Source organism: Bacillus sp. REN3 (assembly GCF_017912555.1).
Classification (GTDB): domain Bacteria; phylum Bacillota; class Bacilli; order Bacillales; family Cytobacillaceae; genus Mesobacillus.
The window spans coordinates 1-21,402 of the sequence record NZ_JAERSD010000013.1 but is presented as its reverse complement, the minus strand read 5'-3'; the positions used below and the strand labels follow the sequence as shown (position 1 = coordinate 21,402).

Sequence of the window (21,402 nt, the reverse complement as noted above, 5' to 3'; positions counted from 1 at the left end):
GCTCCGCGGTACCACCCTAATTGGCAAACACTAATGGCCTGCCCTCTTCATTCAACAAGTGCATCAACCAGTGGATGTAATTCAAATCGTCACTGCCTGGATTTCCAGCGTCCATCCAGTCTCTCGGTGCTGCCCATGGCGATTCTACTTCTTTCCGCTTGCACTTGATATCCACTTTTTCACTTGAACGCTTTTATGCAAGGAAGTGAAGAATAGTATTACTATAGTATCCTTCATTCTAAAAGTCAAGGAAATACTTTTTTCACCATGTAAATCTCCCTGCCAAGTGTTTCGCTGGAGCCCCAGCGAAAAGGATAAATATTGTCAGGATATCTGATAGAAAACAGATAGAACGGAATCCTTGAATTCTACTTAGTGAGCAGTTGGCTGATTACAGAAGAACTGGTCTCCAGTTACGGTGCAATGGCGATGATTGTAACAATAATGGCATCCTCATTGACTTCCAGGAATTTCCTTGAAGTTCGGGAAAGTAAGTGATTGCAGAGCTGGAATGGCATTCCCTCAGTATAATGAACGTAATAGGACATACCTCATTATCTATTGAAAAAGCGAATTTTTTCATTAATAATGCATATCCTGGATGCCAGCGAGGTGATACCTAATCTGGAGTCGGGATCAGGTACATTGCCACCATGGAGCATTTTCCTTTGCAAAAAAGCCGGCTTCCTTAAGCCGGCTTCCTTCTTCATTATACATCCATTGGATTATAAAGTTTGATTTCCGGGTTCTTCTCCTGAAACCACCTAAGAGCAAAGTCATTTTCAAACAAGAACGCCTTCTTGCCATATCGGTCAGTTACGAGCAGACTCCGAGAACTGGAAAGATTGTCATTGACCTCATCACCATCGATCCAGCGGGCGATTTTGGAACCTTCTCTTTCCATTATGACTTCTACATTGTATTCGTTTCTCATCCTTGCCTCGAATACCTCGAACTGGAGCTGACCAACGGCACCCAGCAAATAATTTTCAGTCTTCACAGTCTTGAAGAGCTGGATTGCTCCTTCCTGGACTAGCTGCTGGATACCTTTGTGGAAATGTTTTTGCTTCATGACATTCTTTGCTGATACCCTGACAAAAAGCTCAGGAGTGAACTGTGGGAGCCTCTCGTACTCATACGCTTCTTTGCCAGAAACGATGGTGTCGCCAATCTGGTATGTGCCTGAATCATACAAACCAATGATATCGCCGGCAACTGCTTCATCTACTGTGCTGCGATCATCAGCCATGAACTGGGTTGACTGGGCAAGCTTCATCGGCTTTCCTGTCCTGCTTAGTTGAACGGTCATGCCTCGCTCAAATTTGCCTGAGCAAATGCGGAGGAAAGCAATCCTGTCCCGGTGGGCAGGGTTCATGTTTGCCTGGATTTTGAAAATGAATCCAGAAAACGATTCTGACAGTGGGTCGATTTCTCCTGTACTGGAATTTCTCGGCTGTGGTGCCGGCGCAAACTGCAAATAAGACTCCAGGAAAGTTTGGACTCCAAAGTTTGTCAGGGCACTTCCGAAGAAAACAGGAGTCAATGTACCGTCAGCAATCCGCTGATCGGAAAATTCATTCCCAGCTTCATCCAGCAGCATGATTTCTTCAAGCGTCTGGTCGTATAATGACGATTGCTTCAATGGATGTTCACCCTCAATATCGCCATCGCCATTCAGCGGAATGAACCGGTTCTCTTCGTCAACTCGGAATTGTTCGATCCTTTTATTGAAACGGTCATAAATTCCGAGAAACTCTTTTCCCATTCCTATTGGCCAGTTCATAGGATAAGACTCTATGCCAAGTACCTCTTCCAATTCAGCGAGCAATTCAAGAGGCATTTTCCCCTGGCGGTCAAGCTTGTTGATAAAAGTAAAGATCGGGATGCCCCTCATCCGGCAAACCTTGAACAGCTTGAGGGTCTGATCCTCGATCCCTTTCGCAGCATCTATGATCATAACGGCACTATCCACAGCTGTCAGTGTTCTGTATGTGTCTTCACTGAAATCCTGGTGCCCCGGTGTATCCAGGATATTTACCTTGAAGCCATCGTATTCAAACTGCATGACGCTTGAAGTGACTGAAATTCCACGTTGCTTTTCAATTTCCATCCAGTCACTTGTCGCAAACTTTCCTGTCTTTTTTGCTTTTACGGTACCCGCATCCCGGATTGCGCCGCCAAAAAGCAGCAGTTTTTCTGTCAAAGTCGTTTTCCCCGCATCCGGGTGGGATATAATCGCAAAAGTCCTTCGCGACAGAACTTCATCTCTTAATTTTTTCATAACTTATTTTTTCCTTTCTTTTTGAAGGCAGAATTCCTCATAAAAATAATCTTATCTTTATAGGGAAAAGTTTGCAATCCTGCTTTTGCATCTAAAAGCTTTAAATTTTTTTTTCATTCCCCTTATAATAGAATTCCAGGGAGGTGCTCTATGGATTCCGTTACTCATACATTATTCGGCTTAGCTTTATATGGAGCAATGGATAAGAAAGAAATGAACAAGCAAGAAAAGCTTGCTTATTTTCTGACCTCTGCAGGAGCAAGCCAGATTCCAGATATCGATGTCATCTCCAAACTCTGGGATAGTGAGGGCATGTATCAAATGTGGCATCGGGGCATCACGCATTCTGTGTTCCTGACTCCCGTCTGGGCAGCATTATTTGTGGCACTCTCTTTTCTTTTGTTCCATGTAAAAGATCGCAAACTATTCTTTCTTGCCTGGCTGGCGGTAATGATCCATATTACCAGTGATCTGTTCAATGCCTGGGGAACAGGTTACCTCGAACCTTTTTCCAACATCCGCGTATCCTTCGGAACCATCCCGATCGTCGATTTCGTTTTTTGGATGATCCTTGCAACAGCATTCTTTGCTTCAAGAAGGAATAAGGAGAAAGGACCTTCCTATTATAAACTTGCGTGGTGCTTCATTGCACTTCATCTTATTGTCCAGAGTGTCCAGGGTTGGATCATTTATGAACAGTACAAGGACGACTATGATCAAATTGCGCTATCAGCAGGGTTCATTCCATGGACATATTCCGTTATAACAAAAAACGGTATTGATGTCTCAATTTTCCAGGACAACCTTTTCATGGGAAAGAAACTCCAATACGAACTGACATCCGCAGAGGATACAAACTTGAACCAGCTATTTAAAAAACGGCCGGAAGCCAGGACGCTTCATGAATGGTCGCCATTCGTCGTCATCGTCAATGATGGTGAAAAACTGGGGATCTATGACCCGCGGTTTTACCGCAATGGACAATCATTCCTATTTGAGTACATCGAAAAGAAACAAAAAGAACGGTAAGAGAGCAGCCCTGGGGGCTGCTCTCTTACTACCTGGATATTTATAACTTTGCTTCGATATCTTCTAGCAATTCGTCAATTGTATCAGTCACTTCATTCGTCTTCCTGGCAACAGCGATGGTGAATTCCAATAATTCCTTATATTTTTCTACCGGAATCATTGGACTTGTTTTCTCGAATTCATTGATTTTCAAACCGAGATTTTGCAGGATCATAATCGCTTCTTCTACAGATCCTTTTTCCACTTCAAACATTCTGATTCCCCCTATTTCTTCGGTTGAATTCCATTATGAGGGAGATAAACATATTTTTAAATGGTAAAAGTTTCAAGTTCCAGCAAAACTCGAATAAAAATCAGGCTTAAAGTATGATTCATGCCTATAGATCCCTGATTTCCTCTTTAAAGCAGAAAAAGAACTAACAAAAAATAGTTTAAAAGGACCATGAGAAAAATCCTTGTTCTCCTGATATCTCGTCCATATCCTGTTCAAAACTCATCCGTTCCATGATTCAAGCTTTTTTTGACTTTTGAGAGGAATTCTTCTCCTGGCACTCGTAACTCGCCGCCTCCCTGGGCAAACAACTCAGTGCCTCCCCCTTTGCCATGGATTGCCGGAAGTGCCTTGCCGGCCAACTCCTTCATGTCACCCTCTGCTTCCCTTCCCTTAGCAAAAACAAACTGGAGCTTCGAGCCATTTTCGGCAGCTAGCAGGAACACGTGGTCATCTGCCAAGGAAACCAGCTTTCTTGCTAATTTCTGAAGTTCCTGGATGCTGCGGTCCTGATATACACAACAGCAAACGGCGGGGTAACTTTTTTGCATAAGCAATTCCTTTGCTTCATAAGTGATGAGCTGGTCATTCGTTTCCTCCAGCGACTTTTCAAGCTCCTTCCGGTGATCGAGCAATCTCTCCACGGCTTCAGGCATTCCCTGTTCAGGCATGTTCAGCAAGGAAGCAAGTTGCCGGAGAATGGCGTGTTTTTGGCCGAGTTGCGTAAGTACCCTGTTACCGCAAATAAATTCTACCCTTACTTTCTTCTTTTGCTTCTCCCATCCTAAAATTTTCAATAAGCCGACCTGGCCAGTGCTGGAAGGATGAGTACCGCCACAGCCATTGTAGTCGAAATCCGGAATGATCACGAGCCTGATGTCTTCGGAAACTGACAGCTCTTTTCGCAGCTGGTATTGAGCCACTTCTCCTTTACTGACCCATTTGCACTCGATTGGCCTGTTTTCAAGGATAAGCTCATTTGCCAGCTTTTCAGCTTCTTCCGCTTCTTCCTTGGAAAGCTGTTCAGCCATGAGGTCAATTGTCAGCGTATCTTTTCCCAGATGGAAGCTTACTGTCTTATGATCAAAAAGCTGTTCGAAAGCAGCCGACAATATATGCTGGCCGGAGTGTTGCTGCATGTGATCGAATCGGCGGACCCAGTCAATCATTCCTTCTGCCAGGCTGGCACCATTGAGGGTCTCCCTGATGTAATGCCTGATTTCCCCCTCGGTTTCCTCCACCTCTGTCACTTCTATGCCATTCAGTTTGCCTGTATCAGATGGCTGCCCTCCTCCGGTCGGATAAAAGGCTGTTTGGGACAAAACAACATACCTTCGTCCGTCATGATCAAGCCCTTCTTTCATGATTTTTGCTGAGAAACTTTTTAGATACGGGTCCTGATAATACAATTTTTCTTCCATTCAAGCTTCACGCTCCGTTAATAAACTATGTAAACAAGTATAGCATTTTTCCATCGAGTAAAATTCGCGATTGGCAAGCTTTAAGGCGATGGCGGAAATATTGACGTCCTTTTTGGCTGAAGCCATTGATGATATAAGTTTGAACGGCAGTGTCCATTCTTTTTCGCTTTTTAAGCTCATGAAGAAAGGCAGCTTCCTATTGAACATGGAAGGCTGCCTTCATTCTTATGATCAGTGATCATTCAAGGCTTGTTCTGCTTTCTCGACCAGCGATTTACCATGATCAACAAACCCTTCGGGAATGGGGGCATCCTTATCGGCTGGCTCTTTAAATTGATTCACTGAAGCGGAAAAATTGCTGATATTCCCTTCTTCGTCAACATCCGTCTTGAATTGGTGGTCAAGGATGAAAGGAGTACCGACCTGGACGAGCGTCCCATCATCGTCAGATGCCCCTCCTGTTGATTGGACTGGAATACGGACATACTGCTGATCACCATGGTGATCGTTCATTTTATAATCAAAATATCCATGATCGTATTCCCAGTTGTCGCCGACTGTGAACCCAATCGGCTCAAGCTTTTGTTTCATATCGCCAATACTGTATTGTTTGCCGTCGATGCTGGATGGGATTTGAATCATTGCTGAGACCTCTTTTCTATTTAGTTTCGCCCATTGATTTTTTCCACCAGATGACAGGCATCAAACATCGAACAGCATACTCTGTATGTGCTTGTGAAAGTGTTGATCGGGGCACAGCGTGATTCCAATTGAAGCACGATGATTCTTACCATGAACACTGCGATTTCCTTATGAACTTATGAAACTCTCTCAATCACTTTTACAATATACTTACTGGGATTATAACCGCCCCAACTAAGATTATCCCAACACGAACTGGAGTAAAATCCACGCTCAAAACACTAAATAATATGAAAAACGAAGGACACAGACAGTCCTTCGTTTAATCATGATTATTTTGTTAAGTGGTAAACGATCGACTCGTAAGGGCGAAGCTTCACAACGGAAATATCATTGCCCGTATCCTCATAGTTTGATAACAGGATCTCTGCCTTGTGGTCCTTCAGCCTGTACTCATTCGGAAGTTTGAATACGGTGTTTTTACCATAGAAGTTATTGACGACAAGCAGCTTTTCATTCTTACTGTTCCGGATATAGGCAAAGATGTCAGGATGGTCAGCAAGGATGAGTTCGTAATCGCCGTCCGTGATGATATTGTATCTTTTCCTGAGCTGGATCAGCTTTTTATAATGGTAGAAAACAGAGTTCTTATCTTCGAGCGAATTCTCCACGTTCACCTCACGGTAGTTATCCGCTACACCGATCCATGGTGCCCCCTTTGTGAATCCTGCATGCTTCTCGCTATTCCATTGCACGGGCGTACGGGAATTATCGCGTGACTTGCTCTGCAGGATTTTAAGGATTTCGTCCTCAGGCATCCCTTCAGCTAGCTTGGTTTTAAACATATTAAGGGACTCGACATCACGATAATCCTCAATTTCCTTAAAATAAGGATTGGTCATGCCGATTTCTTCACCCTGATATATATAAGGCGTTCCCTGCATCATATGGATGGCCGTTGCGAGCATCTTTGCGGACTCACGGTGGTATTCGCGATCATCCCCATAGCGGGAAACGACTCTTGGCTGGTCGTGATTGCACCAGAACAATGCATTCCAGCCACCGCCCCTGTTCATTTCCGTCTGCCACTGGGATAAAATCTGCTTCAGGGCAAGAAAGTCAAAGTCAGCCAGGGTCCATTTATCTCCATTTAAATAATCGACTTTCAAATGATGGAAGTTGAAGGTCATACTCAATTCATTCCGCTTTGGGTTGGAATACTTGATGCAATTCTCGATCGTCGTTGAAGACATTTCCCCTACTGTCATGATGTCATATTTTGAAAACACTTCCTGGTTCATTTCCTGCAGGAACTCATGGATTCTCGGTCCATCCGTGTAAAACTTCCTACCATCCCCTGGAGGAACCGAACCGTCATCGTCCGGGAAATCCTGGTCTTTGGAAATCAGGTTGATGACATCCAGCCTGAAACCGTCAACGCCTTTCTTAAACCAAAAATGCATCATTTCATACACTTCATTGCGGAGCTGTTCATTTTCCCAGTTCAAATCAGCCTGGGTGACATCAAACAGGTGCAGGTAATACTGCCCTGTCTGCTTATCATATTCCCATGCATTCCCTCCAAACTTGGATTCCCAGTTGGTTGGCGCGCTCCCATCATCCTTCGCGTCCTTCCAGATATAATAGTTCCTGAAAGGACTATCCTTTGACTTCCTGGCTTCCTGGAACCACTCGTGTTCGGTTGATGAATGGTTCACAACGATGTCCATGATGATTTTTATGCCTCGCCGGTGGGCCTCTTCCAGTAGGTCCTCAAAGTCTGCCATTGTGCCATATTCCTGATAGATTTCATAATAGTTTCTTATATCATAGCCATTATCCCGCTGAGGCGAGTCGTAGATTGGTGTCAGCCAGATAACATCCACGCCAAGCTCTTTCAGGTAATCAAGCTTGGCAATAATGCCTCGAAGGTCGCCTGTACCGTTCCCCGTCGTGTCATAAAAGCTTTTTGGATAGATTTGATAAACTACGGCTTTTTTCCACCATGGTTCTGCCATAGCAATGATGCACCTCCGTCTCTTGTTGTTTTATGCTTCCTTCCTTCTTTTCGTTTTTGCCATGATGAATGTCAAAACGAACGGAACGACAAGGACAATCCCCATGCCAAGGAAGAATACTCCCCAGTACTCGGTGAAAATGGACAGGAACGCCGGTAAACCGCCGACTCCTATCGACGGAGCCTGGACACCGCGTAGCGTAATGACGATACCAGCGATCGCAGATCCGATGATGGCCGCCATGAAAGGGTATTTATAACGAAGGTTGACCCCGAACATCGCTGGCTCCGTAATCCCAAGCCAAGCGGAAACAGCTGATGTCAATGATAGCCCCTTCAGCTTTTCATTGTCCTTTTCCGCAAACATCATTGCGAATGCGGCGGATCCCTGGGCGATATTCGATAGCGCGACCATCGGCCAGAGGAATGTACCGCCAATGGTCCCGATCAGCTGTAAGTCGACTGCAAGGAATGTGTGGTGCATCCCTGTAATGACAAGCGGAGCATAAAGGGCTCCATAAATCAGGCCGCCAAGCACTGGTACAGCATCAAAAATGCCGACAACGCCGTCAGTGATCAAGTTTCCGATAGCAAAAGTGATTGGACCGATGACAATGAAGGAAAGGAATCCGGTTACCAGTAAAGCAATCGGAGCAACTGTAAGCAGTTGGAAAGCATCGGGTATCCGCTTTTTCAGGAATATTTCCATTTTCGCAAGCACATAAGAGGCAAACAATACAGGCAGCACCTGGCCCTGGTAGCCTACTTTTTCAATTGAGAGGCCAAATAGGTTCCAAGTCGGAATTTCTCCTTTTTGCTGTGCTTCTCCGTACCCCCATGCATTCAGCAAATCAGGGTGCACAAGCATCAGTCCCAGAACGATACCTAACAGCGGATTGCCGCCGAATTTATTAACAGCACTCCAGCCAATCAGAGCAGGAAGGAACACGAAGGCGGTGTTGGCAATCAGGTTAATGATGCTTGCGAAGTCTGCCCAGCTCGTATACACATCGATAAGCGCCTTGCCTTCAAAGAAAATATCCTTTCCCGTAAGGATGTTGTTGATCCCCATCAGCAAACCTGCCGTTACGATTGCTGGCAGGATCGGGATGAAAATATCAGCCAAAGTCTTGATTGCTCTTTGCAGCGGATTCAGGTTTTGTTCCGCCGCATCCTTGATTTCTTGTTTCGTCGCGGTTCCAATCCCGGTGATTGCAACCATTTCATTATAAACCTTGTCTACTAGCCCCTGGCCAATGACGACCTGATACTGGCCATTTGCGGAAAAGGAACCTTTTACAAGATCATTGCGTTCGAGTTTTTCATTGTCCACCTTTCCTTCATCCTTCAGGGCAAAACGCAGCCGTGTCACACAGTGTGTAGCAGCAGCTATATTTTCCTTGCCGCCAACCGCTTCGACAATTTCTTCTACCGCTTTCCGGTCCATGCTAAATCTCCTCCTGGTAACGTTTTCATTCTTAGCCTATATAACTCTTTAAAAACCAAAATCTTGAATATACATGTTGTTCACGCTTTCATTCTACTTGTATATACAAGGTTAGTCAACTAATTTTATTTACCATTTTAGAAATTCCCTTAATCGTATAATTGAAACAGCGATTCACTCTTTTTCCTGGAAAATCGCTGTTCCGGACATCATTTTGTTTTGAAATCCGGTTCTATCGGGTAAAAATAACAGTAATTGTATTCCGGTAGACAGGAAGGTGTTAAAAATGATAGGCACTGAAAAAATCGAGCAAAGCATTAAAAAGTATAAGTCAAAGGCTAGAGAATACATGAAACGTCCCGAAAAAACGGACGTGCTGATCAAAGATGCAAGTAAAAAGGCAGAGAAGGAAAAGAAGGGACTCGCGGACATTTGGGAAAACCTTCAACTTCTGTTCCAACTGGTTACTGCATGGCGTCATGGCGAGTATAAAAAAATCCCGATAGGATCAATTTTAGCGATCCTGGCTTCCATTATTTATTTTGTCTCGCCAATCGACCTGATCCCGGACTTTTTAGCAGGTGTTGGTATCGTGGACGATGCTGCGGTCATAGGCTTCGTATTGAAACAGATTTCCTCCGATCTGGAAAAATTCAGGACCTGGAGGGATAATAATAATCCAGAAACAAACATTCTGGAAGAAACTACTGTTGAATAAGCGAGCAATGCCACCTGCCGCCAGAATCTTGGCGGTTTTTCTTTTGGCTGGTATCTGCCAATCGACTTCTTTTCGTCTTCCCCCTGCGGCGATTATGAGGTTACCAGCTGAAGGCAATCCACAAATGAATCTACTCCCCTTTTCTCAGCCTGTCACACATACTGCAGCGCCAGCCAAGGTACCAAGAAAGCTTTGGGCAAATCAGCCGAAGTTTTGTTCTGCGATCAAAGCCTTCAAGAAAGCGCGGTGTCTTTATTGGGAAATAAAATCGGAAGATATGGTGGCAGAAGAAGGAATGAATCCTTCTTCCTATTCTAAACTGTCATTCCCTTCCGTATGTTATAGGGAAAAGTAATTTTTTTACAAAAGGGGGAAGAAAAATGAAGAAGCTGCTTTCAATGTTCCTTGTCATGATGCTTATGTTTTCCGGTTCTGTTGTTGCTTCTCCTGCAAAGAACAACTCGGAAAATCCTGAAGGCTACTTGTGCTGGCAGTGCACAAAAATGGTTTATAAAAATGGCTACTGGCAATGCACCGAAGGCTATTGGCGGACGACATGCCCTATTTACGGCTGAACAAATAACTAAGGATGCTTCGCAGCGATGGAATCCTTTCCAACTGCAAAGCATCCTTTCTTTCATCCTTTTGAACCTGATGCAATGTTCGCACCCTCGATAAAATATTTCTGGAAAAAGAAGAACAATAACACAACTGGCAACAACACTGTGACAGACATTGCCATTAGATAGTGCCATTGTGTCTGGACTGCCCTTTTGAAAGTCTGGAGTCCGATTTGCAAGGTATACATGCTTTCATCGTTGAGATACAGCAATGGACCGAGCAAGTCATTCCAAGCGCCATTGAAGGAAAAAATGGCTACAGTGATCAAACCGGGCTTTGTCAACGGTACCATGATATGCCACCAAATTTGCAAATGGCCGGCTCCATCAAGGATAGCCGCCTCTATCAGTTCATCCGGGATGGCCAACATGAATTGGCGCAGCAAGAAGATGAAGAAGGCACCGCCAAGGAAGGCTGGAACTATTAATGGCAAGTATGTGTTCACCCAGCCGAGCTTAGAGAACAGGATATATTGCGGAACCATCGTCACGAAACCGGGAATCAGCATGGTCGAAAGCGCGATGACAAAAAAGGGGGGCCTGCACTTAAACCTGATTTTCGCAAACGCATATGCTACAAGAGAATTCACGAAGACACTGCCAAAGGTGGCAATCGTTGCAATGAAAATTGTATTCATTGCCCATCTTGTAAAAGGTGCCGTCTGCCATGCTTCAAGATAGTTTGAAAAATTGAACTCCTTTGGTATAAGGGTCGGCGGATATTGGGCGATTTCTGCAGGTGACTTAAGCGAGGTAGAAACATCCACCAGAGCGGGAGAAGGATGAGGGTGCTGCTTGCGGCAAGCACCAATGTCACAAAGGTTAGTCTCGCTTTATCTTTGAATATCCTAGTTTCGTAGAATTTTGGCGCGGCTGATTCCCTCATTTTCCATCTCCCCCTTCATAATGAACCCAGCGTTTTCCAAGCTTCAAGTTAATCACCGTCAATATCATCACGATAAATAACAACAGCCAGGCCATTGCTGATGCATATCCCATATTGAAAATTTCAAAAGCATTGTTCCACATATGAAGGTTATAGAACAACAGTGAGTTTCCCGCCCCCCCGCTTCCATTTTCCTTCATCAAATACACTTCCTGGAAAACCTGGAACGAACCAATTGTACTGGTGATAATATCAAAGAAAATGATTGGCGAGATCATCGGCAAGGTGATATGGAAGAATTTTTGTCAGGAAGTAGTCCCATCCAGCTCTGCAGCCTCATACATTTGCCGCGAGACGCCCTGCAAACTTGCCAGATACAAAAGCATACCGCCCCCGACACTCCATATTTTCATCATCAACAGCACAGGCTTTGTCCATACAGGATCAAAAAGCCATGCCGGTCCTTCGATTCCAAACCAGCCCAGCATTGTGTTGAAGGCCTGTCGACGGGCTCAACATCTGCATCCAGAGCAGATAAACTGCCACACCGGATAACACAGCAGGAAGGTAGTAAATTGTCCTGAACACCTTCATCCCTCTAACCTTCTGATTCAAAAGGACAGCCAGCACGATGGCTCCAACTGTCATCAGCGGTACTGAAAAAACCACATAATAAAGCGTATTGTATGGAGAAGTGCGAAAAAGGCCATCAATCGTGAACATTCGCTTATAGTTATCAAACCCGATAAAATTCATCTTCGAGGTAATATTGTAATCTGTGAAACTGGCGATAAGCGAGAACAGCAATGGTCCTAAAGTGAGCCCGACAAATCCTATCATCCACGGTGAAATGAACAAATAACCAGCGATATTGTCTTTCGTCCTCCTGCTGAATTTCCGCTTAGTTACAGGAACACCAGCCTTCGAATCTGGCAGGGTTTTCGGTTGCGTACGGGCAATGTTTGAATCTGAAGGTTTCATTTCAATCCCCTTTCTTTTGAAGGCTGGCCAAGCTTTCAGATGACTTGCCGATCCAGTCGTCCATAATCCGTGAGCCACACGGAAACCCGAAACCATGAAAGTTTTTCGCTTATAAGTTTATTTCGGGCATGCATCCACTTAAAGGGTGGATGCATGCCCGGGATGCCTTGAAATTTCCTGAAAGTTTTAATAGACGGATCTTTTAATATAGAAACAATTCATACCCCGGATGATTTTTCCATCCTCCAGTTTTCCTCATGCCATACCCTCGCCCAGGCGAGCAGCTTATTCAAGGTACTTCTGTCCCGCTGGAAATTGATGGTTCATGCCCGATTGGACCTTTGCACGAAGGAAACACAGCAGCATTTGGAATGATCGTAAACCTTCCGCCCAATCATATCAATTGTTCGCAAATCTCTTAAAATACCTTTATGCAAAAGAGAAGGGCTCGGCCCTTCTCCCTTTCAACTTATTTTTTCATCTTTGCTACATCCTTTTCCGCTTGCTCCAATGCTCTTTCGGGAGAGATTTTACCAAGGAGGGCATTGTCTATCAGCGGATTGATCCGGCTGTGATAGTCAGGATACTCGACAGGGATAGGGAACATTTTGGTTTGTTCAAGGTTTTTTACAGATGCTTCATAAACAGTTTTGTCCTTGCCTTCCAGTTGATCTACAGTTGCTTGGGCAGCCTCCATATTCGCAACATTGTCATAGTTTTTCATTGCCCAGTATCTTTGCGCGTCACTGCCGGTCAAATACTTGATAAAGTGCATCGCTTCTTTAGGATTCTTGGCCCCTTTCGGTATTTCGGCCACGAAACCGCCGCCTTCAGCCCAGTTGCCTGCTCCCTCCTGATAGGCAGGAATCGGGGCGACACCGAATTCGATGTCCTGTCCATAATCCCTTAACTGAGTATAGAATGTCCCTACATCAATCCACATTGCCACTTTACCGGCAATGAACGGATTGGATTGTTCACTTCCGAATTCTGCCTGGAATGCCTGTACCGTATTGTCTCCCAACCGTTCTTTCCAGCTCAGGATCCAATCAAGAGCTTCCGCCTTTTTCGGGGTATTGATCGCAAGCTTTCCTTCCTCGATGAATCCCTTGCCGTTGTCTGCGTTCATCATCCAGTTTGATGCCCCGATGCTCCCCCAAAGTGGATAGAAGCCAATCCGTTCGTATCTGTCAGCGGTTTTCCTATCAAGCTTCTTTGCATATTCCTCAAGCTCATCCCATGTAGCCGGCGGATTTTCCGGATCGAGGCCAGCCTGCTTGAAGGCTTTCTTGTTGTAAAATAACAGGCGTGTATCAGTATTGAAAGGAACAGCATATGGTCTCCCTTCATATTCGACTGTATCCCATAAATGTGGATAAAATTGATCCTTATATGTATCGTCAACATACTTGCTTAAATCCTCTACCTGCTTATTCTCGGCTCTTTGCGACACCGTGTTGATGTCATTGATGATAACATCAGGCGGAGTTCCTGCGGCGATGGAGGCGAGATTCTTTGTCCAAATGTCTCCCCATGGAAGGAAGGTATGTTTCACAACAACTTTATCCTGTGATTTATTGTAATCGTCGATAATTTTCTCAATGATTGGTCTTCGAGTTTCAGAACCCCAGAACGTCCAAAAATCAACGATTACTTTTCCGTCCTTCGTTTTTTCCGCTTTTTCCTCTCGATTCCCTGAACAACCGGATAGCAGTCCGAAAAGCAAGAATGATGCCAAGAAAATTGCCAGACCTTTTTTCATATGCCCCTCCTGTCAACTACCTGATGATATTTGAATTAGAACTTGTATATACCCCAACTTTTTGAAACTAAAACATTAATTGTAAGGAAAACAAACTTCCAGATCGCTTCTCTCAGTTCCTGCTGCCAGTCTTTCAGTAAGTTTACAAAGCATCATGGGAATTTCAGGGCGGATGCATTATAAAAAGGCTTCCGTCCGGAAACCTTTCTGTTGGACATACTCCATGATTTTTATGATGCTCTCCGCATCCTTTCCTTCTATTTTATAGTAATTATCTTCTTTTAGTTTTTTCAGGTATACTTCTTTTTCCGTCAGCCAGATCTTGCACTTGATGGCATCCCTGCCGTCAAGTATGACTAATAAATCATAGCCAGCATATCCAGATGGCGTGGAATGTACAGGAACCATTCCAGCCAATGCGGAATCGATCGTTTCCAGCCATGCTTCATTTTCTTTGATGAAGATCCCCTTCCTCTTTAGGTTCGAATGGAGACTGAAATATTCATTCGAGTAAGATTTTGTGAAGTACGTTTTAACGGCCTTTCCCGTTCCATTTCCAAAGATCGCCATGTCTGAATGCCCTTCGTCTGCTGGAGCGGTAATCTGGATATAAAGCAGGCTTGAAAAACTTGAAAATAGTGAGATCGCCAGGAATATCCCTGCCAGGTTGCCGAAAATCCTGGAATATTGCTTTTCCGGCCTGCTATTCATGATATTTTCAAATGTTTTCCTTTTCTGTACTTGTGATCTCGGTATGTGATTAAGACTCCTGAACCCTTCTTCCAGCTCAAATGATTTCTTCATTGGCTTCTCCTCTTCTCCTTAACTCTTTTCTTAAGGCAGCCATTGCCCTCGATGTAGATATTTTCACTTTATTTTCACTCCAGCCAAGGATTTCCGCTGTTTCCTTTATCGAAAACTCCTTGATTTTCCTTAATAGCAATACTTCCTGATAGCTTAGCTTCAATGATCGTATTGCTTTGTATAGCTGCGATGCCCGCTCCCCCTTGACGATAATCTCAACGGGAGAAGGCTGGTTCGCCCTGATAGGATACTTGTCCATTGAAAAAAAGCGGAACTTGTTCCTTCTTCTTAAATAATCGAGGCCGGCATTCCTGGCTATTTTCACCAGCCAGGTGAAAATTTGTGATTTCCCTTGGAATTTATGAAGATTCTGATAGACCTTCAAAAAAGTTTCCTGTGTCAAGTCCTCAGCGACCTCTTTTTTCCCGGTCAATAACAGGAGATAACCGAAAATTTTGTCACTGTATTGGTCATAAATTTCCTGGAACCGGCCACTGTTTTTGTCGCGCAACTGTCTCCCCCCTTTTCTTTCCAGTTAGACGAACAAGCAACGAAAAGGAATCACTTATTTCCGAATTTTTAGTCTTTTTTCGAAGATACCATCTATCTCCTGTTTTTACCACCCACCAATGCGACTAACTTTATGGACATAAAAAAGCACGGGATATTCCCGTGCTTCCCTTGTGCGATTATAGATAACATGCGCAGCCAACAATGATCAAAAGGATGAACAAGACAACTATTAATACAAAGCAGTTGCCATATCCTGCACCTCCATAGCCATAGCTGCCATAGCCTGGGCCCCAACCGTACATAATATTACCTCCTTTGTGCGGTTCAGCTTAGCAATATCCGAATCCCCAAGACGCTCCGATTATAATCAACAGAATGAACAAAACTACCAGCAGAGCAAAGCCTCCACCGTATGCGAATCCGTCTGCCATCGTAACAACCTCCTTTTTTTATGTCCTTATATCCTATTCAGTTCAGGACATTTGTGCAATTAATCAATCGAAAAAAAATAAGCCCATCTTCTTTGCAGTTAATTCAGACATCCAGTAAAACAAAAAAAGAGCCTATGGCTCCTTAATTGTATGCTTTCAATAATGGCTCCCGTTCTGGAATCGTATTCTTAAAATCGTATGTAATGGACCGGTTGACTGGCATTTCAATCCACCTTGCAACTCCATTCTGCGTCAGCTTTTCCCTGTATTGCGGCTGGCAATTCTCTAGTGCGCAAAGCCTTAACGTCTCGAATCCGCTCAGATTCATGACAGTCTGTTCAATCTCCCTCTTGACTTCCGGTGTTGACAGAATTTTTTCTTTCTTAGGCTCAACCAAGATAACGATCAACTCTTTTTCCAGGTGTTTTTCAAGCTCCATCCTTGAAAAAGCAAGCTTCTTAAGCGCCTTGTTCAGCTTCCACAAGTTGATTCCATCGAATTTCCTCAATAACATTCATGCTGCCTCCCCTTTTTTACCCTAACATACATTCTAAAAGAAAGTTCGTTCAGCAGTCAAAATATTTAAGGGTAGGCATAGTGGATTACAAAAAGATTGCTGGTTTAGCGCGGTCTATAGATCAAGAATGAATTTTGCGTACCGGGACATCCGCTCCTTTGTCCATTTAGGAGATGCCACCATTTTTATGTCAATGTCCCCAAGGTTTTCGACCCGTTTCTCAAGGAGTTCCCTTGCAGAGACGGCTATATAATCCGAAAGCATCGTGTCGCCATTCCTTGTTGTCATCACGATTTCAATATCTTTTTCATTTTTTATGCAAACCTCATAAACAAGGCCGAGGTTCACAATATCAACACCAAGTGTCGGCTCTTGTACTTCTTCAAGCGCTTTGTATATTCTGCTTTTCATATTGAGTGCCCCTTCCTGATGTTGGCCATGCATTCCGACTTATTCTTATCTTAAAAGAAACTGGTAAAAAACTGGAGTGACTGACTTCACAGTTCATGGGATTGTCATTTTCAGAAGAAGATTTTGTGTCAATTATCCAGGATAAGATTAAATCCGGTTGGAGAGCAAAAGAAGGATTAAGATATCAGTTTGCGGAATCCCCAAATCAGACATAGAAACCGTCCAGGTGTGAAGGTAATGTTTCTCTCGCTATATTAAAAAACAGGCTTAATTAACATTAGCCTGTTTTTCTATGAGTTAGTTTCACCCTATAACCTTTTCTTTATTCTTCATTTCGTGCAGATAGGATAGTGTCTCTTTATCTGTATTTGTGGGCAGTTGATAAATCCCCTGGTATTCCTCCGGTCCCTTTCCGGTGATCAGGATCCACTCCCCCTGCACCGCCGTATCCCATGCGTACTGGATTGCAAGCGTCCTGTCAGGAATGATTTTCCCTTTATTCTTGCCAAAACGTTCATTAAGCGCCTTGAGTTCAGCAATCATTTCTTCCTCCGGAACGCCGTTCAGATCATCAAAAGTTAAAATGAACTCATCACTGAGCCTGGCAGATGCTTTCACCATTTCCTCCCTTTTTGATTTGTCCCGCTCACCCCTGAAGCCGAATATATGCCTGATACCGGCCGCTTCATGTTCCTTTGCTGCTTGCAGGCAATATTCGATGGCGTCTGATGTATGTGCATAATCAATGATGAACTTTGCGCCATCCGGATGGTCAACCATCTCGAATCTGCCAGGCACACCTGGGAAATTTTTCAATGCCGAAATGATGATTTCAGGTTCTACTCCGATTTTTGCCGCGGTCAGGAAAGCCATCGCCGCATTATATACGTTGTGAAGACCAGGGGATGGATAAGTCAGTGAATATTTTTGCCCGTTGTATGTGATTGAGAATCTTGTTTGCCCATTGAGTGTGATCTCCTCAATTTTCAAATCATCTTGGTTATTATAGCCTACTGACTGGACTGGAATGTTTTTCTTCGCTAAAACTCCTGATAATTTGCTTCCCCAAGAAGTCAGCTGGCTGACAATAGCCTGTCCATCCGATTTCAAGTATTCATACATCATGGTTTTTGTCTCAAAATACTCATCGATGGTTGAATGGTAATCAAGGTGGTCATGTGACAAGTTAGTAAATAGGCCAAAATCCAGTTCAAGCCCCTCAATCCTGTATTGTTTCAGCGCATGTGATGATACTTCAAGGACAACGAACTCATCATTGCTTCTTGCTATCAATTCCTGCATTTGCAATGCATCAGGTGTCGTATTAGAAGGCTCGTACACTTCATTGTTGATTAGATAAGAAACCGTGCCCAATAAGGAACAGCTCTTTCCTGCCTGCTCAAGAATATGTTTAAGGATATAGGAGACGGTCGTTTTCCCGTTTGTCCCGGTAACGCCAATGACTTTATGTTTCCTGGATGGATACCCGAAGAAGGCACTTGCTGCCTTTCCAAGCGCAAGCCTGCTATCGCTTACCTGGATGGTGGGCACGGAATGTTCCAGGTTCTTTTCCACAATGATGGCAGAGGCGCCCTTTTCAATTGCCTCGCCGATATATTCATGGCCATCCGTCTGGAAGCCAGCAATCGCTACAAATATATCCCCTGCCTTAACCTTCCTTGAATCCATCTGGACTCCGGTCAATTCAGGGTCTCCCTTGCCGTAGAATGCCTTGACATTGCCTCCTAAAATTCCCAGCAACTTGGTTAATCTCATTTCCAAAACTCCCTTTAACATGCAATAAATTCCGAACTGCAACTTAGAAATGTTTATAATTATTCTGTTTTTATATTCCCCTGTTTAATAAAACTATGCCTTGTAAATTCTACTAGATAACAAAAAGAGAATAATGAGGAGAAAGAAATAGAAAAAAAGACCGGCAAAGGAACCAGTCTTTTAATGTTTTGGAACTATTTTCTCGAAAACCGGGAAAGGTATTTGAAGTTCAGCCGGCTATGCTGCTGGAGCATATAAGCGGATGTGACGGAACCTTCCTTGCGCAGTGTATTCAAAGCTTTTACCATCTCTTCAGCTGTACCGACCCCGATTCCATGGCCATAGTAGAGACCTTTTCCTAGAAATACAGCGTTCTCTCCACGCCAGATCGGTTTCTCATAGTCTGGATTCATGAAATAAACAACATCTCCCGGAATGAACTCGCTGCCTTCCAGGGTGATGATCCATAAATCAGGGTCATAATTCCAATTCCAGACAAGCAGGCCACGAAAAAGATAATTGAAGTCGCTGATTCTGATCGAATCAAGAACAGCCTTGTAAAAGATGACGACCATTGCCGTTGAGCACTCGAATCCGTATTCTGCCCCATTCCGGAACATATCATTGATTGCCTCCGCAGGAAGGACGCCAGGATTCAATACATACCCTCTCGTTGTCTTTGTCCAGTAAATAGGGTTGAACTTCGAGTAAGTGAAGGAAGAAAACGCCACTCCACTGTCTTTCAGCAGCAAGGAAGATTTAATGATATTCTCGCGAAGGCGGATTTCGAATAAAAGCTGGAAAGCAGTGTCATATTCGAACATTTCCAGGCTGCTATCCAAGTATTCGTAAATCTCTTTTTGCTTTCCGGATAATTTCTGCAGCTGATTGCTGCCCGCAGCATCTGGATACCTGATGATGATCATCCTTCTCCCCCTTTAGCTAATTATCAACACGCTTAATTAACTATATGAAAGGAAAGGGCTCATCAGACATCGCTTTCCGATTCCCTCTGTTTAATGGCGCGATTAGGAACAGGATACCGGATTTGGACCTACCCTATGATAACTGGTGAGGGGATTGCGGGCGGAAAGGCGGTTAGTGATAGTTCGTTCAGGTTCTTATTGCCAATCAAATAGAAAACAGACAGCGATTGTTGCTGCCTGTTTGACATTGCTCATTGACCAGATTCTTCTTCAGTTTTCTCAGCATCCTCTTCTGAGCCTTCATCCATATTTTCCTCTTTGCCTTCTTCTGTGCCTTCTTCTTTGTTTTCTTCTGTGGCTGGTTCCTCCGAATCCTCATTGCTGCAGCCTGTTGCCACTCCAGTAAACAAAAGTGCTGCCAATAAAGCCATCATCCACTTTTTCAAATTGAATGCCTCCTTGAAGAAAGAATTTAGTTACATTGCTATCATACAAGGTTTTTCAACTAAAAATAGCAATTATACAGAATATTTACATAAATTAACAAGAAGTTAACAACCTCCCTAAAGCTACTCTTCATAAAATGGTCAAGGTCATGAAATGGCAATCATATTATAGGTTCCCTTCCATACTCACTTCATTGTTTTGTTTCAATTTGAAAGGGTATTTTTATAGTATTCATTTCGATAAGGAGGTTTTAGGATGTTCCAAAACAAAAAGGATAAAAATGATGGCTCTCCTGAACAGGAAGCAAAGAAGGATGACCATAAAGACCTTGAACCTGAAAGAGACCCAATAAAACCTCAAGATGAAACGAAGAAAAAAGATGGATGAAACAGGAACCTGACTTAGCAGATCAGAGGAATAATGGCTGTCTGACACTCTTGTCTACTCAATGAAATTCCGGACCTATATTGAAGCAGAGGCGCCGGATGACCACCGATTTAAATCGGGATCTGCAGTTTTGTTACAGAGCTTTTCAATAAATAAAATGAGGTGAAAAATATGGAAAAAGATAAAAAGAAACAAGTGCCAATCGAGAATACACAAAACATGGACAACCCTGAACAGTACCGGACGGAAAAAAAGAGCCTCCACGATAAGTTTGAAAGTGAATTGAACGTCGATCCAATCCCGTTAGAGGATTTAAGAGAAGAACAATTGGAAGAAAAAGATGGTCCGAATACGAAAGATACTTCTTCGAGTGAAAAGAAATATAACGTGGACTACGACAACGATTTATAGTCCTGTGCAAATGATAGGATATTTGGATAATCTAGTTCAAGTACGAGAATAGTAAAAGAATGAACTTCAAGGAGGCCGATTATGAGCAATCATGAATTAAAGGAAAAAATCTTGAAGGTATTGGGGGAAAGCAAAGTTGGCTCGCTTGCTACGGTTGAAGGCAATAAGCCCCACTCCCGCTATATGACTTTTTTCAACGAGGACCTTACCCTCTATACTCCGACTAGCAAGGAAACATATAAAGCTGAAGAAATCGAGAAAAACCCTTATGTGCACATTCTCCTCGGATACGAAGGAGAAGGCTTTGGCGATTCTTACATTGAAGTGCAGGGGAAAGCAGCGATCAGGGAGGAACAGAACTTAAAGGAGAAATTCTGGAATAAGAAAATGCAGAAATGGATCGAGAGCCCGGAAGATCCTGATTATATCATCCTGGAAATCCAGCCTGAGACGATCCGCCTGATGAACAATCATGGGCAGCCTGAAACATTGAATTTATAAAATTGCTTTTTAAGAGGCTGACTCAAAAGGTTGAATAAATTCGACCTGAGAGTCGCCTCTTTTACTTTTTATCCAGTTTCTAGGTTTTGGTTTGATGAATTTATAAGAGAAAGAGGGATATTCCCCCCCTAGTTACCCTAATTTTTGTTCGCTTTCCTTGTTGGCTGCCCACTTCAAAAGATTGTGTGCAGTACAAATAAGAC

26 protein-coding genes are annotated in these 21,402 nt (G+C 43.6%); 7 read left to right on the top strand and 19 right to left on the bottom strand.

Annotated features, from left to right (window positions below):
- Positions 1-709: 709 nt before the first annotated feature.
- The gene (locus JJQ88_RS12605; RefSeq protein WP_210366259.1) at positions 710-2,281 is read right to left on the bottom strand and encodes a peptide chain release factor 3; all 1,572 of its coding nucleotides are present in this window, start codon (positions 2,279-2,281) and stop codon (positions 710-712) included.
- Between the two features lie 150 nt (positions 2,282-2,431).
- Here JJQ88_RS12605 and JJQ88_RS12600 point away from each other — a divergent pair, with 150 nt between their 5' ends.
- On the top strand, positions 2,432-3,310 hold the full coding sequence (locus JJQ88_RS12600) for a metal-dependent hydrolase (RefSeq protein WP_210366258.1): 879 nt from the start codon (positions 2,432-2,434) through the stop codon (positions 3,308-3,310).
- A 40-nt stretch (positions 3,311-3,350) separates the two neighbouring features.
- On the opposite strand, the gene JJQ88_RS12595 is transcribed toward JJQ88_RS12600, so the two are convergent.
- From JJQ88_RS12595 to treP, 5 genes are all read right to left on the bottom strand, one after another.
- Positions 3,351-3,563, bottom strand: coding sequence for a hypothetical protein (locus JJQ88_RS12595; protein WP_210366257.1), 213 nt, complete (start codon positions 3,561-3,563; stop codon positions 3,351-3,353).
- Positions 3,564-3,796: 233 nt separating this feature from the next.
- A complete protein-coding gene (locus tag JJQ88_RS12590; protein WP_210366256.1) occupies positions 3,797-5,002 on the bottom strand; it encodes an alanyl-tRNA editing protein in 1,206 nt (401 codons plus the stop codon).
- A 231-nt stretch (positions 5,003-5,233) separates the two neighbouring features.
- Positions 5,234-5,644 carry a YugN family protein gene (locus JJQ88_RS12585; RefSeq protein WP_210366255.1) on the bottom strand — a complete coding sequence of 137 codons (411 nt, stop codon included), beginning with the start codon at positions 5,642-5,644 and terminating at the stop codon, positions 5,234-5,236.
- Between the two features lie 332 nt (positions 5,645-5,976).
- The gene (gene treC / locus JJQ88_RS12580) at positions 5,977-7,662 is read right to left on the bottom strand and encodes an alpha,alpha-phosphotrehalase (protein ID WP_210366254.1); all 1,686 of its coding nucleotides are present in this window, start codon (positions 7,660-7,662) and stop codon (positions 5,977-5,979) included.
- A 30-nt stretch (positions 7,663-7,692) separates the two neighbouring features.
- Positions 7,693-9,108, bottom strand: coding sequence for a PTS system trehalose-specific EIIBC component (treP, locus tag JJQ88_RS12575; RefSeq protein ID WP_210366253.1), 1,416 nt, complete (start codon positions 9,106-9,108; stop codon positions 7,693-7,695).
- A 286-nt stretch (positions 9,109-9,394) separates the two neighbouring features.
- Between treP and JJQ88_RS12570 the strand changes: the two genes are divergently transcribed.
- From JJQ88_RS12570 to JJQ88_RS12560, 3 genes are read left to right on the top strand one after another with little or no spacing between them, the layout of a single operon-like run.
- A complete protein-coding gene (locus JJQ88_RS12570; RefSeq protein WP_210366252.1) occupies positions 9,395-9,826 on the top strand; it encodes a YkvA family protein in 432 nt (143 codons plus the stop codon).
- Positions 9,819-10,181 (top strand): hypothetical protein, encoded by a 363-nt coding sequence (locus JJQ88_RS12565; protein ID WP_210366251.1) that lies wholly within the window; start codon positions 9,819-9,821, stop codon positions 10,179-10,181. Before JJQ88_RS12570 ends, JJQ88_RS12565 begins: the two co-directional genes overlap by 8 nt.
- Before the next feature lie 25 nt (positions 10,182-10,206).
- Complete coding sequence (locus JJQ88_RS12560) at positions 10,207-10,401, top strand: hypothetical protein (protein ID WP_210366250.1); 195 nt, start codon at positions 10,207-10,209, stop codon at positions 10,399-10,401.
- 62 nt (positions 10,402-10,463) lie between these two features.
- On the opposite strand, the gene JJQ88_RS12555 is transcribed toward JJQ88_RS12560, so the two are convergent.
- From JJQ88_RS12555 to JJQ88_RS12500, 13 genes are all read right to left on the bottom strand, one after another.
- Positions 10,464-11,084, bottom strand: coding sequence for a carbohydrate ABC transporter permease (locus JJQ88_RS12555; RefSeq protein WP_246861141.1), 621 nt, complete (start codon positions 11,082-11,084; stop codon positions 10,464-10,466).
- 244 nt (positions 11,085-11,328) lie between these two features.
- Complete coding sequence (locus JJQ88_RS21555; protein WP_282597698.1) at positions 11,329-11,532, bottom strand: hypothetical protein; 204 nt, start codon at positions 11,530-11,532, stop codon at positions 11,329-11,331.
- Positions 11,533-11,776: 244 nt separating this feature from the next.
- Complete coding sequence (locus JJQ88_RS21550; protein ID WP_282597697.1) at positions 11,777-12,313, bottom strand: carbohydrate ABC transporter permease; 537 nt, start codon at positions 12,311-12,313, stop codon at positions 11,777-11,779.
- Between the two features lie 469 nt (positions 12,314-12,782).
- Positions 12,783-14,075 carry an ABC transporter substrate-binding protein gene (locus JJQ88_RS12545; protein WP_210366249.1) on the bottom strand — a complete coding sequence of 431 codons (1,293 nt, stop codon included), beginning with the start codon at positions 14,073-14,075 and terminating at the stop codon, positions 12,783-12,785.
- 177 nt (positions 14,076-14,252) lie between these two features.
- Positions 14,253-14,879: a hypothetical protein gene (locus JJQ88_RS12540; RefSeq protein WP_210366248.1), complete on the bottom strand. Its 627-nt coding sequence runs from the start codon at positions 14,877-14,879 to the stop codon at positions 14,253-14,255.
- Entirely contained in the window at positions 14,863-15,390 is a 528-nt protein-coding gene (locus tag JJQ88_RS12535; protein ID WP_210366247.1) for an RNA polymerase sigma factor, read from the bottom strand. The genes JJQ88_RS12540 and JJQ88_RS12535 overlap by 17 nt, the downstream gene beginning before the upstream one ends.
- A gap of 178 nt (positions 15,391-15,568) precedes the next feature.
- Positions 15,569-15,694 (bottom strand): YjcZ family sporulation protein, encoded by a 126-nt coding sequence (locus JJQ88_RS12530; RefSeq protein ID WP_210366246.1) that lies wholly within the window; start codon positions 15,692-15,694, stop codon positions 15,569-15,571.
- Between the two features lie 27 nt (positions 15,695-15,721).
- Positions 15,722-15,823 carry a YjcZ family sporulation protein gene (locus tag JJQ88_RS12525; RefSeq protein ID WP_210366245.1) on the bottom strand — a complete coding sequence of 34 codons (102 nt, stop codon included), beginning with the start codon at positions 15,821-15,823 and terminating at the stop codon, positions 15,722-15,724.
- A gap of 142 nt (positions 15,824-15,965) precedes the next feature.
- Entirely contained in the window at positions 15,966-16,337 is a 372-nt protein-coding gene (locus tag JJQ88_RS12520; RefSeq protein ID WP_210366244.1) for a hypothetical protein, read from the bottom strand.
- Positions 16,338-16,454: 117 nt separating this feature from the next.
- Positions 16,455-16,751 carry a metal-sulfur cluster assembly factor gene (locus JJQ88_RS12515; protein ID WP_210366243.1) on the bottom strand — a complete coding sequence of 99 codons (297 nt, stop codon included), beginning with the start codon at positions 16,749-16,751 and terminating at the stop codon, positions 16,455-16,457.
- 303 nt (positions 16,752-17,054) lie between these two features.
- The gene (locus JJQ88_RS12510) at positions 17,055-18,527 is read right to left on the bottom strand and encodes a UDP-N-acetylmuramoyl-L-alanyl-D-glutamate--2,6-diaminopimelate ligase (protein ID WP_210366242.1); all 1,473 of its coding nucleotides are present in this window, start codon (positions 18,525-18,527) and stop codon (positions 17,055-17,057) included.
- 194 nt (positions 18,528-18,721) lie between these two features.
- Positions 18,722-19,453 carry a protein-glutamine gamma-glutamyltransferase gene (locus tag JJQ88_RS12505; RefSeq protein ID WP_210366241.1) on the bottom strand — a complete coding sequence of 244 codons (732 nt, stop codon included), beginning with the start codon at positions 19,451-19,453 and terminating at the stop codon, positions 18,722-18,724.
- A 251-nt stretch (positions 19,454-19,704) separates the two neighbouring features.
- Positions 19,705-19,899: a hypothetical protein gene (locus tag JJQ88_RS12500; RefSeq protein ID WP_210366240.1), complete on the bottom strand. Its 195-nt coding sequence runs from the start codon at positions 19,897-19,899 to the stop codon at positions 19,705-19,707.
- A 256-nt stretch (positions 19,900-20,155) separates the two neighbouring features.
- Here JJQ88_RS12500 and JJQ88_RS21545 point away from each other — a divergent pair, with 256 nt between their 5' ends.
- The 3 genes from JJQ88_RS21545 (at position 20,156) to JJQ88_RS12490 (ending at position 21,199) form a co-directional block, all read left to right on the top strand.
- On the top strand, positions 20,156-20,287 hold the full coding sequence (locus JJQ88_RS21545; RefSeq protein ID WP_282597696.1) for a hypothetical protein: 132 nt from the start codon (positions 20,156-20,158) through the stop codon (positions 20,285-20,287).
- A gap of 171 nt (positions 20,288-20,458) precedes the next feature.
- Positions 20,459-20,698, top strand: a complete 240-nt coding sequence (locus JJQ88_RS12495) for a hypothetical protein (protein ID WP_210366239.1) — start codon at positions 20,459-20,461, stop codon at positions 20,696-20,698.
- Between the two features lie 81 nt (positions 20,699-20,779).
- Entirely contained in the window at positions 20,780-21,199 is a 420-nt protein-coding gene (locus JJQ88_RS12490) for a pyridoxamine 5'-phosphate oxidase family protein (protein WP_210366238.1), read from the top strand.
- Positions 21,200-21,402: the final 203 nt, after the last annotated feature.

Coding starts and splice junctions, on each gene's coding strand:
- JJQ88_RS12585 (WP_210366255.1), bottom strand. CDS start 5,644: ATGATTCAAATCCCATCCAGCATCGACGGCAAACAATACAGTATTGGC.
- JJQ88_RS12505 (WP_210366241.1), bottom strand. CDS start 19,453: ATGATCATCATCAGGTATCCAGATGCTGCGGGCAGCAATCAGCTGCAG.
- JJQ88_RS12525 (WP_210366245.1), bottom strand. CDS start 15,823: ATGGCAGACGGATTCGCATACGGTGGAGGCTTTGCTCTGCTGGTAGTT.
- JJQ88_RS12490 (WP_210366238.1), top strand. CDS start 20,780: ATGAGCAATCATGAATTAAAGGAAAAAATCTTGAAGGTATTGGGGGAA.
- JJQ88_RS12595 (WP_210366257.1), bottom strand. CDS start 3,563: ATGTTTGAAGTGGAAAAAGGATCTGTAGAAGAAGCGATTATGATCCTG.
- JJQ88_RS21550 (WP_282597697.1), bottom strand. CDS start 12,313: ATGAAACCTTCAGATTCAAACATTGCCCGTACGCAACCGAAAACCCTG.
- JJQ88_RS12560 (WP_210366250.1), top strand. CDS start 10,207: ATGAAGAAGCTGCTTTCAATGTTCCTTGTCATGATGCTTATGTTTTCC.
- treC (WP_210366254.1), bottom strand. CDS start 7,662: ATGGCAGAACCATGGTGGAAAAAAGCCGTAGTTTATCAAATCTATCCA.
- JJQ88_RS12555 (WP_246861141.1), bottom strand. CDS start 11,084: ATGAATACAATTTTCATTGCAACGATTGCCACCTTTGGCAGTGTCTTC.
- JJQ88_RS21545 (WP_282597696.1), top strand. CDS start 20,156: ATGTTCCAAAACAAAAAGGATAAAAATGATGGCTCTCCTGAACAGGAA.
- JJQ88_RS12605 (WP_210366259.1), bottom strand. CDS start 2,281: ATGAAAAAATTAAGAGATGAAGTTCTGTCGCGAAGGACTTTTGCGATT.
- JJQ88_RS12495 (WP_210366239.1), top strand. CDS start 20,459: ATGGAAAAAGATAAAAAGAAACAAGTGCCAATCGAGAATACACAAAAC.
- JJQ88_RS12545 (WP_210366249.1), bottom strand. CDS start 14,075: ATGAAAAAAGGTCTGGCAATTTTCTTGGCATCATTCTTGCTTTTCGGA.
- JJQ88_RS12540 (WP_210366248.1), bottom strand. CDS start 14,879: ATGAAGAAATCATTTGAGCTGGAAGAAGGGTTCAGGAGTCTTAATCAC.
- JJQ88_RS12520 (WP_210366244.1), bottom strand. CDS start 16,337: ATGTTATTGAGGAAATTCGATGGAATCAACTTGTGGAAGCTGAACAAG.
- JJQ88_RS21555 (WP_282597698.1), bottom strand. CDS start 11,532: ATGAAGGAAAATGGAAGCGGGGGGGCGGGAAACTCACTGTTGTTCTAT.
- treP (WP_210366253.1), bottom strand. CDS start 9,108: ATGGACCGGAAAGCGGTAGAAGAAATTGTCGAAGCGGTTGGCGGCAAG.
- JJQ88_RS12570 (WP_210366252.1), top strand. CDS start 9,395: ATGATAGGCACTGAAAAAATCGAGCAAAGCATTAAAAAGTATAAGTCA.
- JJQ88_RS12530 (WP_210366246.1), bottom strand. CDS start 15,694: ATGTACGGTTGGGGCCCAGGCTATGGCAGCTATGGCTATGGAGGTGCA.
- JJQ88_RS12590 (WP_210366256.1), bottom strand. CDS start 5,002: ATGGAAGAAAAATTGTATTATCAGGACCCGTATCTAAAAAGTTTCTCA.
- JJQ88_RS12510 (WP_210366242.1), bottom strand. CDS start 18,527: ATGAGATTAACCAAGTTGCTGGGAATTTTAGGAGGCAATGTCAAGGCA.
- JJQ88_RS12600 (WP_210366258.1), top strand. CDS start 2,432: ATGGATTCCGTTACTCATACATTATTCGGCTTAGCTTTATATGGAGCA.
- JJQ88_RS12515 (WP_210366243.1), bottom strand. CDS start 16,751: ATGAAAAGCAGAATATACAAAGCGCTTGAAGAAGTACAAGAGCCGACA.